Annotated in this window: 15 protein-coding genes and 1 pseudogene; 7 read left to right on the top strand and 9 right to left on the bottom strand. The window is 60.2% G+C overall.

The genetic code is table 11. The features are described from left to right. Window positions 1-29 precede the first annotated feature (29 nt). From ABIB66_RS32425 to ABIB66_RS32405, 5 genes are all read left to right on the top strand, one after another. On the top strand, window positions 30-413 hold the full coding sequence (locus ABIB66_RS32425) for a hypothetical protein (protein ID WP_354257121.1): 384 nt from the start codon (window positions 30-32) through the stop codon (window positions 411-413). Between the two features lie 603 nt (window positions 414-1,016). Next, window positions 1,017-1,268, top strand: coding sequence for a hypothetical protein (locus tag ABIB66_RS32420; RefSeq protein ID WP_354257118.1), 252 nt, complete (start codon window positions 1,017-1,019; stop codon window positions 1,266-1,268). 194 nt (window positions 1,269-1,462) lie between these two features. Continuing rightward, on the top strand, window positions 1,463-2,224 hold the full coding sequence (locus ABIB66_RS32415; RefSeq protein WP_354257115.1) for a HipA family kinase: 762 nt from the start codon (window positions 1,463-1,465) through the stop codon (window positions 2,222-2,224). Further along, window positions 2,208-3,023 carry a DUF3037 domain-containing protein gene (locus tag ABIB66_RS32410; RefSeq protein WP_354257112.1) on the top strand — a complete coding sequence of 272 codons (816 nt, stop codon included), beginning with the start codon at window positions 2,208-2,210 and terminating at the stop codon, window positions 3,021-3,023. Before ABIB66_RS32415 ends, ABIB66_RS32410 begins: the two co-directional genes overlap by 17 nt. Window positions 3,024-4,130: 1,107 nt before the next feature. After that, the gene (locus ABIB66_RS32405; protein ID WP_354257109.1) at window positions 4,131-4,400 is read left to right on the top strand and encodes a hypothetical protein; all 270 of its coding nucleotides are present in this window, start codon (window positions 4,131-4,133) and stop codon (window positions 4,398-4,400) included. A 323-nt stretch (window positions 4,401-4,723) separates the two neighbouring features. Here ABIB66_RS32405 and ABIB66_RS32400 read toward each other — a convergent pair. From ABIB66_RS32400 to ABIB66_RS32390, 3 genes and pseudogenes are all read right to left on the bottom strand, one after another. After that, window positions 4,724-5,098 (bottom strand): annotated as a pseudogene (locus ABIB66_RS32400) (outer membrane protein); the annotation flags it as partial. A 258-nt stretch (window positions 5,099-5,356) separates the two neighbouring features. Beyond that, entirely contained in the window at window positions 5,357-5,668 is a 312-nt protein-coding gene (locus ABIB66_RS32395) for a hypothetical protein (RefSeq protein ID WP_354257106.1), read from the bottom strand. Window positions 5,669-5,682: 14 nt separating this feature from the next. Continuing rightward, a complete protein-coding gene (locus tag ABIB66_RS32390) occupies window positions 5,683-6,267 on the bottom strand; it encodes a hypothetical protein (RefSeq protein ID WP_354257103.1) in 585 nt (194 codons plus the stop codon). Window positions 6,268-6,398: 131 nt separating this feature from the next. Here ABIB66_RS32390 and ABIB66_RS32385 point away from each other — a divergent pair, with 131 nt between their 5' ends. Next, complete coding sequence (locus tag ABIB66_RS32385; protein ID WP_354257100.1) at window positions 6,399-7,076, top strand: hypothetical protein; 678 nt, start codon at window positions 6,399-6,401, stop codon at window positions 7,074-7,076. 688 nt (window positions 7,077-7,764) lie between these two features. On the opposite strand, the gene ABIB66_RS32380 is transcribed toward ABIB66_RS32385, so the two are convergent. Beyond that, complete coding sequence (locus tag ABIB66_RS32380) at window positions 7,765-9,873, bottom strand: GAF domain-containing protein (RefSeq protein WP_354257097.1); 2,109 nt, start codon at window positions 9,871-9,873, stop codon at window positions 7,765-7,767. Between the two features lie 514 nt (window positions 9,874-10,387). Here ABIB66_RS32380 and ABIB66_RS32375 point away from each other — a divergent pair. After that, a complete protein-coding gene (locus ABIB66_RS32375) occupies window positions 10,388-10,945 on the top strand; it encodes a TMEM175 family protein (protein WP_354257442.1) in 558 nt (185 codons plus the stop codon). Window positions 10,946-11,287: 342 nt separating this feature from the next. Here ABIB66_RS32375 and ABIB66_RS32370 read toward each other — a convergent pair whose 3' ends face one another. The 5 genes from ABIB66_RS32370 to ABIB66_RS32350 all read right to left on the bottom strand — a co-directional run bounded on the left by ABIB66_RS32370 (window position 11,288) and on the right by ABIB66_RS32350 (window position 17,209). Next, complete coding sequence (locus ABIB66_RS32370) at window positions 11,288-12,370, bottom strand: hypothetical protein (protein ID WP_354257093.1); 1,083 nt, start codon at window positions 12,368-12,370, stop codon at window positions 11,288-11,290. Between the two features lie 840 nt (window positions 12,371-13,210). Next, window positions 13,211-14,896, bottom strand: a complete 1,686-nt coding sequence (locus tag ABIB66_RS32365) for a methyl-accepting chemotaxis protein (RefSeq protein ID WP_354257090.1) — start codon at window positions 14,894-14,896, stop codon at window positions 13,211-13,213. Between the two features lie 146 nt (window positions 14,897-15,042). Further along, window positions 15,043-15,321 carry a hypothetical protein gene (locus ABIB66_RS32360; protein WP_354257087.1) on the bottom strand — a complete coding sequence of 93 codons (279 nt, stop codon included), beginning with the start codon at window positions 15,319-15,321 and terminating at the stop codon, window positions 15,043-15,045. Next, window positions 15,318-15,914: a TetR-like C-terminal domain-containing protein gene (locus tag ABIB66_RS32355; RefSeq protein ID WP_354257084.1), complete on the bottom strand. Its 597-nt coding sequence runs from the start codon at window positions 15,912-15,914 to the stop codon at window positions 15,318-15,320. The genes ABIB66_RS32360 and ABIB66_RS32355 overlap by 4 nt, the downstream gene beginning before the upstream one ends. Before the next feature lie 395 nt (window positions 15,915-16,309). After that, complete coding sequence (locus tag ABIB66_RS32350; protein ID WP_354257081.1) at window positions 16,310-17,209, bottom strand: LysR family transcriptional regulator; 900 nt, start codon at window positions 17,207-17,209, stop codon at window positions 16,310-16,312. Between the last annotated feature and the right edge of the window lie 202 nt (window positions 17,210-17,411).

Genomic DNA, 17,411 nt, shown 5'->3' with positions numbered 1-17,411 from the left:
TCGAAAGGCTTCCCCGGCTGCGGCGCGGCTTGATCCCCATCGGCGATGCCATCTGCCAGTTCAATCCGATCTACGGTCAAGGCATGTCGGCGGCGGTCCAACAATCCCGTTTGCTGCAAACCGCGTTGGCGAGCGCAGCGCACGAATCAGATCCTCTGAGCGCCGCGCAGGTCGCCTTCGCGTTCGGCATCGAGTCGATCCTTCAAACGCCTTGGACCATGGCCTTGAACTCGGACCTCGCCTTCCCGCAAACCCAGGCCACGCGCCCGGATAATTTTGAGCATCCCAGCGAGCTCAGGCGGCGCTGTTCTGGGGTGATTGGCCTCAAGAGAATCCGTTTTCGACAGGCTGAAGTGCTTCTCGACGTCCAGGTGTTAATCGGCGTGGGGTCCCGAGGCCGATCGGCGAGCTAAGCAGTTGATCCGCCTCACGGTGATGGGGTCACTCTTGTACGCTTATTCACACTGTGATTGAGGTCAGGCCTGTCGACGTGCTTCCAACACGACGGCGGGCCGCTTGTTTTCCAAGCTCGATTAGCGTAGTACGCTTATTATGAAGCCGTCAACGAAAAACGTAGTACGGAAACGTCCTGGCCGGCCGGCCACCGGGCAGGACCCGGTGACGGCAATCCGCCTGTCCTCGGAGTTACGGAAGAGTGTCGATGCTTGGGCAGCCAAGCAAGAAGACCTCCCCGGCCGCTCCGAGGCCATCCGCCGCCTGGTCGAGCTGGGACTGAAGGCTAAGGGGAAATGAAATGAAGATAGCGGCTGGACTTCTCGCGCTTTTGTTTGCGTCAAGCGCGTTCGCTCAGACCCCACCGAAAGTGAGCAAACAGCCAGCAGCCCAGGCAAAGCCGCACGCGCCGATGGGTTGCAAGTTGGTCGGTACGGCCAGAGGCACGAAGATCTGGGCCGGTGACTGCATTGCCGCGGAGCCTGCAGCGGAAACCCCACAGGCAGCACCGCCACCACCCCCTGCCATGCCGCCCGCAGAGAAGCAGTGACCGGTGGGGGCTGATGTCTGACCTAGAAGAACGCGCGGAGATCGCGCAAAAGCGCGAAGCAACTGTCAAACAGCTATTGCGCCGCGCAGCCAAGCGGTCCCGACCGAGCCAAGCCGTTTCAGTCGTAGTACCTCATACCCGCGAGACAGACGCGAACCGCGAGTTTGCGCCGGATCGCGACTCGGACGCCCTTGCATGGTTCCTGATTGCCCTACCGGTATTCATGGTCGCCCACGCAATCTGCGTGAAGATCGGCGCGATCTAGCCCAAAGCGGAGACGCAAAAGCCGCGCGGGTTTCAGGATGCCTGCTCAGCGCTGAGTCGGCGGAGCGGCCCCCGGCCTACTTCGTCGTGTGTCCGCCACTTGCAGTCGACCGGTAGTTGAGCTTCTATCTGGCACGGTAGGGGGGACTCGTGCAAAGATTTTCGGAAACGCCGTTGGCTTGCTGCGGCTCCTAAGTGTCGCAACATCAACTTTTTCCTAAGCGAGTTTCTGCGCGGCTGGCGCCCGTGGGGACCGGCATTACCGCTCCGTGGTGGATCCGCGCTGACGACGGGCTCTGTTACATCATAAAGGATGATGCGCCCCCGTCCGCCCCTAGCGTGCGCGCGTGCGAATACCTGTGGTCCGCCGTGGCAAGGTCAGTCGGGCTCCCAGCCCCCACACCTGAGGTCATCGAAGATGTAACTGGCCGGCTGCTGTTTGGGTCTAGACGGGAGCAGTCATCCATAGGGAAGGATCACGCGACCTGCCTCCTCCACCTGTTGGGAGGACAAGTTCACGAAGCCGGGAAGCATCTTTCGCGGATCTACGCGTTCGATCTGTTCTGCGGCAATTGGGACCGGCATCCCGGGAATTATCTCATTATCAACGAAACGAGCGCACTGGTGGTTTTTGCAATCGACTTTAGCCACGCGCCTATGCATCCCGGATGCGCAATACCAGGCTTCGACCCCCTAATTCTTTTCAACTCTGCCACGCGGGTGTGGTTTAAGACTGTTGTAGCGCCATATGGACCAGACGTCGCATCTGCTACGGAAACGGTCGACCGTCTGGCGAAACTACCAGTCGCCGAAATTGAGGCAATCTTAACCTCGATACCTCTCGATTGGCTTTCGCCAGCCGACCGAGACGGAATCATTGTCTGGTGGCGAGATGGTGGCTGTAAGGCGCGCGCTGATCTGCTTTTAAAGGGCTTGAAAGATGGCACATACATTTGACTTTGCCGTTCTCCGCCTCGTCCCAGATGTCGCGCGCGGTGAGAGTGTCAATCTCGGTGTAGTCATATTTCGGGATGGCGAGATTGACGTTCGCTTGGGAGAAGTACTCTCTCGCGCGCGCACGCTCTTTCCCGAGCTCACTGACAACGATCTCGATAGCGCAGTCGCAATTCTGAAGCGTCTGGGTAATGTTGCCCTATCGTCCCGCGAGCGACACCGTGCCCTCGCAAGCGTCGGAGCATTCGCCCTTGGAGATCTCGGATCGTTCAGCGTCAATGACGAAAGGCCAGAGAGCTATCAATCCCAGGTCGAGATGCTGTTGGCAACGTTCGTGGCCGCGCCGCGCTCGACAATTTTGAGAGCAAAAGGCCCGTCCAGACTAGCGACGGAAGTCCGAAAAGTTTTTCGCAAGGAGAAGGTGCTTGCGACGATCGGCGATGTCGGAGCCATCTCTGAGCATAAAATCGTTCCGGAATGGCCCATACCGAGCCGCCCCAGCATTCGAGCTGACTTGGCGCTGCGCAATAGTGTGATGCGCGTCTGCGAGTTGGTAGACCTCGATTTGGTCGACGATGGACCGCCGCCTCCGGCCCTCTTTGAGGGCGTTGTAACGCTCGACGTCGCTCAGCGGGAAGTACAAGCAGAGCAACGGGTTTTTGCGTATCGGGCAAAGGGGCCCGCTGCAAGGATTGACGAAGCCTTGGCAATCGCTCGTATGCATGCTTCGGAAGTCGTCGATTGGAATAGGCCTGATCAGCGAGAGAGTTTCATCCACCAATGGGTAACGGCAGCTCGTTAGGCCAGCTACGCGCCACCTCGCTGACGAATACGATTCAGCGCAGGAGCGCGGCGAAGGCGCTTCGATGACGGTGCCAATCAGACTCACGTCCCAGCTCCGTTAGCTCCGGCTGGGGCTTTTTCTTTGGCTGAGGCACCAATTGATTGGTTCTTTGCCGAGAACAAAAGCACGTGGCTCTACCGGCTCTGATCGAGCAAGCGACCTCAGCGCGGGGAGCGCACCAAGGTCGCCAACCTCTATGAAAGGTTTTCTCGCGGCCTGGGTGCCTTAGGGATGCAAGTGGGCCGGAGCTTCGGCTAGACGCGCTGGACTGGATAAAGTTCCTTCGCTTCCGAGGAGCCATTGCCAGCATTTCCTGGAGGTGCGTGGCCCATCAGCGCGAGCGACGAGCCGACCCGAATCTCACGGATTGGCATAAGGTTCAAGGTCCGAGCGGCTCGTCCGGGCCCTGTCGCTCGAGACAAGAGATCGATACCGATCAATCTGGTTGGCGACCCGAACCCAGCTCTGCGATATCGATCTTAGAAGTCTGACTTCGGTCTCGCTCTGCGCCGATTGCAACAGGCTGAGACATTCATCCGCGTGGGCGCGGCACTGCTTCGCAGCTTCCATTGATCCCCCTCTGAGTCCAACGGTGCCAGCTTTTCCCGGGTAAAGAGGTTCGCGCAATAACATAAGCTATTGGCAATGGGCGGCCACCGTTGCGTGCCTTTAGCATAAGCTTCGCCAGCGCGAACCGGCGGCCTGGACAAAAACCCCGCCGGCCTTGTGAGCCGGCGGGAGTTTGAGGCAGATGATGTTGGCGATCGGCGGGCACCGATCACAGGATCGGGTTAGCAGAGTCGCTGGCCGGGCGCTAACCAGCCTTGCTCTTCAGCGCGTCAGCCGCCGGCGGTGCGTCATCAGCCTCTGCCTGAACGGCCGCTGCGATCGAATGGTCGACATGCGGCTCGATACACTTCCGCAGGATCAGCCGTGGTCGCGAGTCGGGTTGCGCCTGATCTGCTCGGCATGCGGCGCCGCAGGATCTGTGCATATCGTCCCGAACTGGCATGACAGCCGCCGGCAACTCAGGCCAAGCATAGGCTTGAGGTTTTGATTCCAGCGATGAAGCACGTCACCGAACGCCCTTTTGCCGATCCACAAGCCGCGGCCCGCAAGCTGCTCGAGCTCGCCGCCAGCATCGAGCCGGTCCAGGATGGCCGCATCCACATTGAGAAGATCAACTATCCCTTCCTCTACACGCTCAAGGCAAGCGGCACCGAGTTCGGCGCCGGCATCACGTGCGCTGTCGAGAAGGGCTGGCTAGAGCTGCATGAGAGCGGCACCTATGTGCGGCTGCTGACGCCCGGCCAGGATCTGCCGACGCTCCGATAGGACCAGAGCCCTGACTGCGCGGTTTGCTGAGTCGCTGGCTTCCCCCGGAGCTGGCGGAGCGGCCCCGGCCTTATCCATCCAAGGACCCTCCAAGCCGGGGCCGTGTCTCCGCTGGCCCGCGGCCAGATGGGACGAAGCTTATGGCAATACTCAGAGGCAAGTTCATAGGCGAGCGCACTGACAAGCCGCAGGCAGATGAGGCGGAGCATTTCATCAAGTGCCCGATCTGCGGAGGATGGATTGATATGCGTGACCTCGGAGCGGTTTAGACCACGATGGGTCGTTACCCGCATCCAGGATCAGGCACAATAGTCGCTTCGGCTGTGGTCGTACTCGAAGCCCAGCGACCAGTTTGGACCGAGGCCGTACTCCAGGCCGACACCCACAGTCCCGCCCCAGCGCGTCTCGCTCGCAGCCGAAGCCAGACGTGTGCCCGCGAGCGGCGTGCCTGCTGCGGCGTAGACGTCGTACTTGTCACCGACGACGGCGGCGCCGCCCTTCACGTAAAGCAGCACGTTGTTCCAGGCGTAACCGACCTGGCCGGTGATGAGCCCGAAGGCATCGATGCTGGTCCGGTTACGGTCACCCGTCACCAAAGCGGTACCCGGGAAGAGGGTGCTCACGTTGTCGCCACGGAAGTCGGCCCAGTTGCCCTGACCTTCGATGCCGAACACCCACTGGCCGGACTGCATGCGATACCTGGTGAGGAAACACAGGATCACGCTTGCGGTCCTCCCCAAGGTGACGCGCCCGCGAATCGAATGGGAGGAGATCATCCCCCGCGTCTACGTCGACGGCGGCTTCCCGGCCAAGAGCTTCCACGCTTTCCACGCCCATCTGCAGATCTCGGAGGGCTGCAGGCTCGACTGTCGCGGAATCGTTGCTTTTTGCCGCTCAGCCCTTCTTTCGTACTCTTTTCAGGAACGAAAGGCACCTTGTGGTCCAGAGGTGGGCGACTAGGAAACTCGACCAAACGACGTCAGACCTTCGACTCTCGACCAATTGAATTCACGGGAAGGCATTTTGTGGGCTTGTAGGATCGCGCACCGTCTCGTCAAAATTGTCTGCGCCGCAGGAGCTTCTCGAAAACCACCGCTCGCGATGGTGGAGGCGTTTCGGCGGTCGACGGGGCGATGAAACGTCATGCGCTCCTCCATCGCATCATCCGCATCCGGCCTGTGGGCCGAAATGGCCGCGCGGAAGTCGTCTTCCCAATTCCAGCCGGCGAATCCTTGGAATTCCATCAACGTTTCGGCCGGTCCCTTCATTCGTTCTTCTCCTTTCAGTTTTCGGATGGGGCGCAGATCGTGGCGATCTCGCGCAGTTCGTCCTGCTCACACCAGCGTGCCTGCTTGTCGCGACCGCCCGACCGGCGCCCGTACGTCCAGGCGGCCGAGACCATGCGGCGCACGCCGAAGGTCAGGGATACGAAGCGCTGCGGGAATTCCACGTAGAACCGGAAGTAGATCTCCGCGTCGGGCCGGCCGGAACGCTCGAGGTTCAGTCGGCAGGACTTCTCGCGGTCGAAGAAATCGAGGACGCGTTCTAGCGCCTCGATCGCGTGATCTCCAGGGCAGATTCCGATCTCGAATCCCGGGTTGCCCTGGCCGTAACGAGCATTCCAACGATAGCCGTGAAACGACGGCTCCAGCTTCCGCATCCATTCGATCGTCCTGACGGTGTCCTGCACCGCCTCCGAGCCCAGAACGGCGCAAATCAAGGTCGCGGCGTCCCGGCGCGACATCGTCGGCGCATTGCGCCCGCGTCCGCCCGCGGTGACGAGCGGCTTTCCGTCCAGCGCCCCCTTGGCCTCCCGGAGATTCTTGATGTGCTGCGCCGTGGAGGTCAGCGGCTTGCCCAAAGCCACGGCGACCCCCTCGGCGAGCTGACGAGAATTAACCATTCCACCGCATCGTTTGACTCCAGAGAATTTAATTCCGTAGAGAAAGGGACGAGAAGTGTCAACCGGTGGCGGCCGCGGGCCGCGGGAGAAGCGGAATGTCGGATAAAGCGATCAGAGCGAGCGCGGCAAGGAAGAAGCTGTACGCCGTGCAGCGCTTTCGGCGGGAGGCCGCCGGGCGGCTCAATCTAGACCCGAAGATGGTCAGGGACGCGATCGATGCGCTCGTCGTCGCCGGCGTCCTCCCATGCACGCTCGCGGACCAGGCCGACGCCCTCGCCATGGACGGGGTCTGGATGCTGCTCGGTATCGGGTGCCGGGTCCGCCCCGATGCGATCGCACGCGTGACCCCGCGGTTCGCGTCGATGACGCTTCAGATCGACTGCGACCACCCGAGAAGCGCGAAGAACGGATCGCCAGGCGCCACCTTCGAGAACGAACTGGCCACGCTCTTCCGGGAAACATGGGCCACGGCGGACGAAGTCGCGGTCCCGCCCGTCCTAGGCGTCGGCCTTCACTGGAGCGACGGCCGGGGCAGCGTCCTCTCCGGCACGATCGACCGCTGGGAACGAGGCAAGCCGCGGCACCGGAAGATCTTCGCATCGGAGCCTCTGCGTCTTCCTCAGGCGCCGGGAGGCGAATGGGATTTCGTCCATCTGGACGAATCCTTTCGTCTGCCGGCGGTCGGCGGCATCGCATTCTCGCCGCTGCCGCTGCTGGGCTTCATCGAACTCCTGGCGGAAGGCGTCGAGGAGACGGCAGCGAGAATCCGATGAGGCACGCCGTAGGCGGCGCCCACGCGTCTCCTTGGCGATCACACGCTCAAACCCCAGTTTATGCAGGTCGAGCGCTTCGACGAACGCATCGACCACATGGACCGCGTTGTCCTCGCTTACCCAATCCTCCAGGCAGTCCGGCAAGAGCGTCAGCTGGGATCTGTCCGCGCCTTCAACGAAGCGTACATCCGTATCCCTCCATCAGGAAACAGAGGAATCGTAGCCGACTCGTCGCTTTCACAGCCAGGGTCATTAGTGCCCTTCCGGTCGGCTGAATTGCACCTACGTCGGAAGCTAACGTAAATTCAGAAGATTGCCGGCCTGAGAATGATCGGCCTCATCAACTGAGGAGGTCATCATGACCGAAGTCCCAAGCACTAGCGAGAACTGCACCAAGCTCGCCCATGGAATAGGAGCAAGATTGTTGGCGGAAAGCCGCCACTTCGCCCGAAGCACGTTTGGTCCATCCGGACGAAGCTCCCGGTTGAGGTCGAATCCGTGATCTGGCGTTGTTTAAGATCGCCATCAACGGCAAGCCCGTGGTTGCGACGTGGTGAGCTTCAAGGTCGATGACGTGGCACCAAGCGGCTATGCGGCCGATAGAGCAAGCGTTAAGGCTTTCGGAGGCCGGCCCCCGCGCGCCGCCGCACCGACGGGGGCCGACATCCGGACCCCTTGACAAAAGCAGTCATTCGAGCTGCGGGCCAGCCGTAGTCCCGTCGTGCCGCGGCAAGGTAATAATGAACTCCGTAAAGATGCCGGGCTCGGTGTCGACATCGATCCGGCCGCCATGCTGCTTGACTATGATGTCATGTGTCATCGAGAGCCCAAGGCCTGTCCCATCTCCCGCCGGTTTCGTTGTGAAAAAGGGATCGAACATTTTTTCCTTTACGTCGGGCGGGACACCCGTTCCGTTGTCACGAATGCGGATCTCGACGGCCTTGCCGAGATGTCTGGTGACGGCGCTAAGGACTGGCTCAAACGCTACGTCGCCGGTCTCTGCCTTGCGTTTTGTCGCTGCATAGAAGCCGTTGGAGATCAGATTTAGCAGCGCCCTGGTCATCTCCTGCGGGTAAACATCCAAAGCACCCGCCTCAGGATCAAGGTCACGCTTAATCGTTATGCTGAAGCCAGCCTTTTCCGCTCGGGCGCCGTGGTAGGCAAGGCTAAGGCTCTCCTCGACTAGCCTGTTGATCTCGGCGGACCGGCGCTCGCCGGAGCCCTCACGAGAATGTAGCAACATGTTCTTGACGATCGAGTCGGCACGGTTGCCATGTTGGACCACCTTGACGAGATTATCTTTAAGCAACCCGGTCAACTCGTTCGTTTCCTCACGGCCCTTCTCAGTCAGCCTCTCCTGCGTCAAAACCTCTTTTAGCTCGTCAGTCAATTCTACGCAGAGCGCCGAAAAGTTGTTGACGAAGTTTAGCGGGTTCTTGATCTCGTGCGCAATGCCCGCGGTGAGCTGACCGAGAGAAGCCAGCTTCTCGGTCTGCACTAAGCGATCCTGTGCAGCGCGCAGGTCTTCAAGGGACCGCGATAGCTGTCCCGTCCGCATGCGCAATTCGTTAAGCAGACGAGCACTCTCAATGGCGATCACTGCCTGATCTGCGAAGTTCGTGACAAGCTCGATCTGCTTTTCGCTGAAGGGACGCATGTCTTGGCGATAGATGACGATGACGCCAACTAGATCGCTTTCTTTGAGCATCGGTACGGCAAGCAAGGTCCGAGCCCGCATGTTCGTGAGAGTGACAATGCGAAGCGCGGTTTGCTGAACAGCAGGGCCCTCTGCCAAGAGGTCGGGAACATGGACGGCTTTCTTGGTGGCAAGAACTCGGCCGAGCGCTGTTGCAGGTGGGGGAGTAAGCGGCCCTTTCTTGAATAGGTCAGCAAATGCTGGCGGCGAGTTATACAGTTCCGCCAGCTCGAGTCCGCCGTTGGCGGCGAGCATCATGTTGCCGTACGACGCCTCGCAAATTTTTAAGGCCTTGTCGAGCATGACCCTGAATACCGACCGAAGATCGCCGGATGAGCCGCTGATGACGCGCAAGACGTCCGACATCGCTGTCTGTTGCCCCAGCGCTTCCGACAGGTCGCGCGTGCGCAGCTGAACTTCGTTGAACAGCCGCGCGTTCTGGATCGCGATTACGGCTTGATCGGCGAATGTCTGAATGAAATCCAGCTGCCGTTCCGAGTATCTGAATCCGGCTTCCGGGTGAGTAAAAATGATGGTGCCGATACCCTTCGTCCGATCGATAAGTGGCACGAAGGTGATGGATCGAAAGCCACCGGTCGCGGCGGCCCTTCGCGTCATGGCGGGCGTGTCGGACCGATCAGTGTCCGGAATCTCAATGATCCGCCGCTCTAGAACCGCTCGCGCGGATGGTGACAGGTTTACATCAAATGGAATCGGATAAATCGTTCGAACACGATCCACATCGAAGCCGGAGATTGAAGCTGCCGACGCGCCCCAGTACAGCTTATTGTCCTGCAGAATTGTAATCGTCGCGGAGCAAGGCTCGAACAGCTTCGCCGCGCTGGTGACTATTGCTTCGAACACCGGCTGCACGTCATTGGGCGAACTGGCGATTACCTTCAATATCTCGGCCGTTGCTGCCTGCTGCTCGCGTGCTTCCTTCAGATCTTCGCTTGTATCGGAGACCGAACGACGCTTAGCGCGGATGGCTGCTGATGCAATGCGGTTCTTGGTCTTGCTACCCTTACGGCCCGTCGATGGGCTCGCCTTGCGGGTTTTCGCAATGCCGCTCTTGCCGTGCCTTTTCGCCGACCGCGCCATATCTGCCCCCAAGGGTAGAAAGGCATACTATCAGGTTGAGACTTCGTTCTGGAAGAGGCCTTTCAGTGAGGATCTTGCTCGCCGGCTGGCAGGGGCTGAGTGAGCTAAGGAGATGGCCGGCAGGTTCGCTTCGGGCACAAGCGGCCGTTCGGCATTTCGGCTGCTTACTTCCAGTTGAGCAGCGGGAGCGGACATCGCGGCGGCTGAACCGCGCTTCCGCATGGGGCGGCGGAAGTCGCGACATCGCGTTTTCGCGCTTACTTTGAATCCCGCAAGCAAGCCGAGTTGCCTCTGCGCGAGCCGTTCCTAGGTGAACCAGACTCTCTTGACGCCTTTTGCTATTAGCCAGGAAGTGTGCTGCGATGGGCCGGTTACTTTTGCCTACAAGGGGCAATCTATATCCGACAAGCCAGCGGCTAAAAAAATGGGCGGGCGTCTCAACCGGCCCAGCTCCGCGAAGCGCGTCCGGCGGCTTTGAGGGGGAACGAGGTTGAAGCAGATCGGTCATTTCGATATGCGCCGATTGGAGGCGTTGAGCAACACCATCTTTGGTGTTGCGATGACGCTGCTCGCCTATGATCTGCCGAAGGCCAGCAGGTTCGCGAACGCGCCGGCCTGGGTAGACCTTGTAAATGCCTACGCCCAACCTGTCATCGCGCTGATGATCAGCTTCATCGTCGCCGGCGTGTTTTGGCTGAGCCATCATCGGCGGCTCACCTTCGCGCCGGAAGGCAGCCGCGGCGAAGTCTTGCTCAATCTGATCTTCCTGCTGTCGATCGTCATGCTTCCGGTGACAAACGGACTTTACGGGGCGTATCGGCTCGATAGCGTTGTCGCAGTGAGCTACGGTTTGCATCTGACTATCATTGCCGGCCTGAATGCGCTGCTATGGATTTTGGCGCTGCGAGGTCACCGGAATCCCGAATTGCTGGCAACCGCGATCTTTCCGGTCTTTGCATGCGTGTTCGCAACAGTGATGGCCATATTCGCGCCGTCCGTTGCGCAATTCATATGGTGCCTAGCATTTGGGGCGCCTCTGGCAGGCTGGTGGGCAGCCCGACGCTGGCCCTGAGAACGAATTAGCTATCACCACGGCTCGCGTTCCCTAACGCGCTGGTTGGCCACGGCCGCTGCGGTCACTTCGTGTTCGCTGGCTGGACTGGGGCCAACTTCCGGTCTACCCGAGTGAAGGGACATTCTCAGGATAGCCGGGCATGGAGAGCGTTTCGGCGCGCGAGACCGGAACGCGCACGCACATAGCGTCTAAGATCCTGGAGGCGGCCACCCGCGGAGAGGCCTCGCCCGAAGGCCTCAGGCAAGTCGGTCGCGAATCCCTTTCCGGGGCGCCGACCATGTGGCGCTGAAAGCGAGCCTGGCGGTAAATTTTCAGGTCACGGTGTTGAAGATCTTGGTGTCATATCTGAACGCCTGATCCGTATTTCGATGCCGTGCTGGCCGAGAGACCTTGCTCCAGAGCGTCGATCCCGGCAGGCGCGTTGAGATATAGCAGGGCATGCAGCCAGACGTCGGGATACGGAATCGAAAGACCGTCGGCCAGGCGCTCTCTTGCCGTAGCCTGCACAAACCGGCGGTCGTCGTCGGAGCCGAGCCTGACCAGGATCGTGACGGCCTGCCGTAAATTTTGTCCGGCCTGCGGATCCTCGCGCTTAGCGTCAGACGCTGCGACTTCCGAAAGCCAAGCTCGAATGCGAGGAATGAATAGCGCGGCGACCTTAGGGTGCGCATAGCTCACGTTCTGAAGGAACATCGAGTAAGTTCCATTGCTCGCCGCATCGCAGAGCGAAACGCTCAGTTCGTTACCTAGAATGCGGTCGACCGCGGCGGGATATTTGGCGACCAGGCGTTCGAGCCAGGACGGGAAGCCGTTCAGTTCGAGTGGTGCATAACGGGTCGCCAGCTCGGCTTCCTCTTCGGTAAGTCGATCCGTCCAGCGGTCGTCCTCGGCTTCGGCATAGATCCCAGCCAGGCCGAATTGCCACCTGACCAAAAATGTATCCTTCTGGTCCGCCGGTCGCTCGCTGCGCAACGTAGGCTTATCTATGCGCCATGCCGTCATCATGGTCTCGCGAAGCCTATCTGCGACGTCCCGGGCGAATTGACCTTCGATGAAGCGTCGATTCCAACCGGATGCGCGGCTTTCTTGTTCGGACCGCTCGACTGCCTGCCAGAGATTCCACGCGGTATTTTGGGCCCGCTCCGGTTTGAATACGGCTTCCGGGTGCTGCGCTATTTCACGCCAGAATACGATCCAACTGGCGAGAGCTTTGGCGTCGCGCCGTTCCGCCTGCTTCGCGTGTCGCTGGTTTGCAGCTTCCATGCGCCGCAGGTCGGCGCTTACGGTCTGAGGTTTGAGAGTGTTCTCTATGATCGCCTTGAGGCTAGGTGCATCGTCGACGAAGTGTTTCAGGCCTTTTACGAAGGCTCCACGATCGGGCACATCGAGATTGAACAATAGCATCTCGGTTTGGAGCATCATCTCGTGGTGGTCCAAAGGTTCGCTCGGATCCGATAGCCGTCGCCGGACCCAGGCGGCGTCCTTTTCTTGGTTCAGGTGTGCCTCCATGACGCGTGCGGTCGAACATGCGCTGCGCCGCGAGTTACGCGTGGGATCCGCTCCGGCTAAATCAACGCGCAAACCAACGTCGCAGGGCCGTAATGAGCAAGTTGCTAGGACTCCGCAAATCCACGGGTCTTGCAGCGAGAGAGAGCGCGAGAGAGCTTTCTCGCTGCGCTAAGACTGGGGCCGGAGCATCCGCATTGTTCGGCATTCCTTCGGCGCAGGAGTCGACGGGTATCAGGAACAATTCCTGGCAACCCGAGAGGGATCCTTTCGTCGAGATGCAAGGCAATTCTCCGCCAGGCGGCGCATTCCGTCGGTCGAGACATAGCGAACCTCGTTGGACCAGGTGAGGGAGAAGCCCTTAGCGCCGCAGGCTGCCTTTTGGGCATCAAGCTTTCGGGATTCAGCGCCGGCGGATATATTACAAAAGCTTCCTTTGACAGTGCCCAGCGGTACCGATGCAAGCCGGCGTGTTCGCCCGATTCGGCAGGATCGAATCGAGTGTTCCAAGACCACCGGCTGCAGGAAGAGCCCCGCCATGTCAGTGATAGCCGTATTGCTCGCGTGTGGACTGACGAATGACCTCCGGAAAGCGCTTGCCGCATTCGCGGATTGTCTCCCGATAACCGGACAAAAGGGCGCCACCTGCAGAACTCAGTATGAGCCGACCGTCCTCGCCCACACGTCGCTCATCGACAATGAGCGAGCATTCGCTCCGCCAGCCGAATTGCAAGGAGAAACTCGCGCCAGCAGATATTATGCGGCGCGAACCCCGTCCAAGAACCTCGCAACTTCTGATTTCAGTCGCTCGGATTCGCCCGACAAGTGGCTTGCCGCGGACAGTACGTTGTCCGCAATCGCGCCTGTTTCCGAAGCTGCGCCCATTGCGGCGGTCACGTTGGCCGAGACCTCTCGGGCGCCGGTTGCCGCCTGTTGTATATTTCCGGCTATTTCGCGAGTTGCAGCGCCCTGCTCCTCGACCGCCGCCGCGATCGCTGCCGTAATATCGTTCATCTGTGCGACCGTGTTACCGATGCTATTGATCGTGGTGACAGCGGTGCCCGTCATCGATTCGATCTCCGCGACCATGGACTGTATTTCGTCCGTCGCCTTGGCGGTTTGGTCGGCCAAGGATTTCACCTCGGATGCAACTACCGCAAACCCGCGCCCCGCCTCGCCGGCGCGCGCCGCTTCAATCGTGGCGTTCAGAGCGAGCAGGTTGGTTTGCGCGGCAATCCCGGTAATCAACGCCACGATGTCGCCAACGCGTTTGGCGGAATTAACGAGGCTGGTCATGGTCGCGTTTGCCCGCCCGGCTTCGGAGACCGCTCCGGAAGCAACCTGCGACGAGTGCGTGACCTGGCGCGAAATCTCGCCGATCGAAGACGAAAGCTCCTCGGTAGCGGCCGCAACGGTTCCAACATTGGCGCTGGTTTGCTCGGCGGCTCCAGCGGCAGCTGTCGTTGCACTATTTGCCGTGTCTGCCGCCGCGGTCATGGAGTTGGCCGAAGCTTCCATTTCAGTCGAAGCAGAGGCGATTGCGTCAACAACCGCCTTGACGGACGCCTCGAAACCATCGGCCAGCCGGCGCATCGCCAGCTGCCGCTCGCGCGCAGCGCCGGCTTTCAGCTCCTCCTGTTCGCCCGCAAGCCGCACAGCTTCCGCCGAGCGATTCTTCAGGACCGCAACAGCCTGCGCCAGCGTACCAATCTCATCGCGCCGCTCGGTTTCCGGCACGTTGGTCGCAAGGTCACCGTCTGCAAGGCGGTGCGCTGCGTCGACGAGCTTCAGAATTGGTCGGGTGATACGACGACCAAGCCAGAATGCGAGCGCGAACGAGATCAGTGCTAGTACTATAATGATGCCGCCGGTACGCAGCGCAGTCGACCAGGTCGCAGCATCGACGACATCCAGATAGACGCCGGAGCTCACGACCCATTTCCAGCTATTGGTGAGCTGCGAATATGTGGCCTTGCGCACCGGCGGCGTGTTCGGCGTCTTCGGCCAGAGATAATAGCTGAAGCCACCGCCGCCCTCTGCTGCGGCGACCATGTCGCGACCGAAAAAGGCACCGTTGGCGTCCCTGTTGTCCCTCGACTGCTCGCCCTCCCGGTTGCTGAACATTCCGTTCACCTCAATGACGCCGTCGGTTCGCCGGACCGTCATATATTCGGTTCCGTCATAGCGAATGGCGCGGAGCACTTGCTTTGCCGCGGCTTGGGCGGCCTCCACGCTGATCTCGCCTTTCGCCGCCCTGCTCTCGAACATCTCGACTACCTTGACCGCTGCGCTGGTCACTGCCCGAGCGCGAGCCTGATGCTCCTGCAGGGTAATATCGCCGATACTGCGAACGGAGAACGCGCCGGCGATCAGCAGCGCCAGAACTGCAAGCACGGGAAGGAGGAGGATGCGACCATTGACGCTGTGAAGTACTTTCTGCATGGATTTGTCCTTTGCCTTTGGCGGGCGATGATCGCAGGTTCAGCTGCGCTTGGGCTGCAACGGAATACTTACTCCGTAGCCGCCCTGAGCGAGACGGGCGATGGTCGTCAGTCGCCTCTCCCCTCATCCTGAGGGAAGTCGGCGAGTTACAAGCGCTTCAGCTCGTGGTGCAGGCTGCCAAGGCCTGTCAATGTCTCTTGAAGCTGAGCATTAATGACATCGAGGAGCTGCCCGGTGGCCGGCGTTGGCCGCTCAGAAAGGCGCTTGATCAGCTCTGCAGCAGCGACAGTCGCATCCAACGCCTCGATCAGGGTCTCCGCGGCTGATTCGACTGCAGCCAACTTTGCGGTCAGGATTTCGGGGTCACTCAAATTCGGATTCGACTTCGGTGCAAAACTTCTATTTCCGAGTTGAATCACGCTCATTTGGTGGATCTTTCTATGTGCTTCAATGGATTGATTTGGACAGGGACTGCGGCGCTGTCGCCGGCGGAAAGCGTCGACATCCCACTCAGGAAGATCTGAACCGCCGCCTCGAATGCGTCGGTGTACGAGAATGTCGCGACAAATGAGCCCATCACTTCGTGCACGACGAATCCACGCACCAGGCTTCTCAAGGTACACAGCGCGAGCTCAGCCTCGCCCCCGTTCAAGCCGCACTCCGCAAATAGGCCCCGCATGAATTCGCAGAGGCGAGCATGGGCCTCGCGCCATTCCGGGCAATCGCTCACAGGCGTGCGAAAAGTGGCCGCCGAAAGTGCCGGACTTTCCAACGCATACTCCCGCATGGCGTACGCGACCGACCGTAGCGCGTTCCATGACGTTCTCCCGTTTCGGGCGAGTTGCAGGCGCTCAAGAAGGTCCCGATACCCCTTGCACGCAAGAAAGCGACGCATCTCCGCCGTGGCCGAAAGCCTCTCGCCCGTATAGGCCTCGAGTTCTGAAAGAAGATCGTGAGCGATCTTCCTGTCCCAGGACCTCGAGAGGATCTCCTCGACCGAGCAATTTTGCATTTGCATCGCTTTCCCTCACTTAGGCGTGAACAGTTTTCGCCATCGTGCCGATCTCGTCGCGATGATGCGCATTGACGATCTCAACGGCGAGTTCATTGCTGGCGAGCGTTGCCATAATTGTCGTCATTTGAGATTGTCGGATGTGATTATTCCAGGCCGTACCGAGTATTTCTTGCATCGTTGAACGGCACTAGAAGACGGTCGTCGTTTGAGACGAGCTAGTCGCAGCGCTCGATGAAGCTGTTGGCAGCTCTCCTGTGCCGAATTCGGATGCGCTCATGCGAGGGACTATCCGGGGAGGGGTAAGGAAACTGCTAAATAACGGCTCCGCAAATCTGCGGAGTGCGGACAGAGGTCGCGTTCGAGGTTCACTGCGCCAACGCGCGTCCGGCGCACCTCGCTTAACGTTCTTTCGCGCGGAGCAGCCGACGGGCAACGGCAACGAAGTCCTTGGCAGCCTGCGAGGCATCCTGCCTTCGATAAGCCAGGCGAATTTCCGCAGGCGGCGCGTGTCCTTTGATCGGTACGTAGCGAACCTCGTCAGACAGGATTCTGGTGGTTGAACGTGGTACTATCGATATGCCCAAGCCTGCAGCAACGAGCGGTATAACCGCGAGAATTTGTGGAGCCTCCTGGCCCAAAGCAGGATTGAAGCCCGCGGCGCGGCAGGCCGCGATGATGGCATCATAGCTGTCGGGATTGAGCCCGCGCGGATACATCACGAAGACTTCCCTCGCCAATTCCGCGAGTGCAACGGATGCCAGACCGGCCAGCTGGTGCGATTTCGGCAATACCACGACGGAGTCTTCCGAAACCAGCGGCTGCAGAACAAGACCGCTGGTGTCGCTGATTGGCGGCCGCACGAAAGCAATATCGACGTTGCCTGTGCGCAGCCGCGCAATCAGCAAGGCCGTGTTGCTCGCAGTCGGCATGAGAACAATATCCGGAAAACGCTTGCCGTATTCGCGGATGATCTCCGGGATAAGCGGGTGAAAATAGGTCGCGCCCGCGGACCCGACGATCAGCTGACCCGTTTCGGCCCGGGCGCGCCGGCGCACAGACGTTTTTGCCGTCTCGATCTGCTTGAGAATGAGCCGCGCTTCTTCGAGCAGCAACTTGCCGGCGCTTGTGAGCTCCACACCTCGCGCCCGGCGTAGCAGCAGTTGAGATCCGAGCTCTTTCTCCAGCTGACGGACCTGTGCGCTCAGCGGCGGTTGACTGATTCCAAGGCGTTTGGCCGCCCGCGTAAAGCTCAACTCTTCGGCGACCGCGACGAAGTAGCGTAAATGGCGTAGCTCCATGGCGCAGGCTCTCTGCTTCGACGGACGTGTGGAGTTGCTTCCGGGAGCTCGTTTGTTGGTGGGCCGCCCTCGGCACCATGACCTATACGCCAAAGATATGGAACTGTCTGCGGCTAAGTATTGGACAGAAAACGGTTTTTCGGCAAAATGGATCAGCCGATGCGGCCGAAGGCAATTTCACCGTACGCGCCCATGAGCCGAC

Origin of the sequence: Bradyrhizobium sp. F1.13.3 (assembly GCF_040548265.1) — a bacterium.
Taxonomy (GTDB): Bacteria; Pseudomonadota; Alphaproteobacteria; order Rhizobiales; family Xanthobacteraceae; genus Bradyrhizobium.
The sequence above is the reverse complement of the archived record's forward strand: the minus strand, read 5'-3'. Positions and strand labels throughout refer to the sequence as shown.

Coding starts and splice junctions, on each gene's coding strand:
- ABIB66_RS32370 (WP_354257093.1), bottom strand. CDS start 12,370: ATGATGCTCCAAACCGAGATGCTATTGTTCAATCTCGATGTGCCCGAT.
- ABIB66_RS32405 (WP_354257109.1), top strand. CDS start 4,131: ATGAAGCACGTCACCGAACGCCCTTTTGCCGATCCACAAGCCGCGGCC.
- ABIB66_RS32385 (WP_354257100.1), top strand. CDS start 6,399: ATGTCGGATAAAGCGATCAGAGCGAGCGCGGCAAGGAAGAAGCTGTAC.
- ABIB66_RS32380 (WP_354257097.1), bottom strand. CDS start 9,873: ATGGCGCGGTCGGCGAAAAGGCACGGCAAGAGCGGCATTGCGAAAACC.
- ABIB66_RS32360 (WP_354257087.1), bottom strand. CDS start 15,321: ATGAGCGTGATTCAACTCGGAAATAGAAGTTTTGCACCGAAGTCGAAT.
- ABIB66_RS32395 (WP_354257106.1), bottom strand. CDS start 5,668: ATGAAGGGACCGGCCGAAACGTTGATGGAATTCCAAGGATTCGCCGGC.
- ABIB66_RS32375 (WP_354257442.1), top strand. CDS start 10,388: ATGCGCCGATTGGAGGCGTTGAGCAACACCATCTTTGGTGTTGCGATG.
- ABIB66_RS32410 (WP_354257112.1), top strand. CDS start 2,208: ATGGCACATACATTTGACTTTGCCGTTCTCCGCCTCGTCCCAGATGTC.
- ABIB66_RS32350 (WP_354257081.1), bottom strand. CDS start 17,209: ATGGAGCTACGCCATTTACGCTACTTCGTCGCGGTCGCCGAAGAGTTG.
- ABIB66_RS32420 (WP_354257118.1), top strand. CDS start 1,017: ATGTCTGACCTAGAAGAACGCGCGGAGATCGCGCAAAAGCGCGAAGCA.
- ABIB66_RS32365 (WP_354257090.1), bottom strand. CDS start 14,896: ATGCAGAAAGTACTTCACAGCGTCAATGGTCGCATCCTCCTCCTTCCC.
- ABIB66_RS32355 (WP_354257084.1), bottom strand. CDS start 15,914: ATGCAAATGCAAAATTGCTCGGTCGAGGAGATCCTCTCGAGGTCCTGG.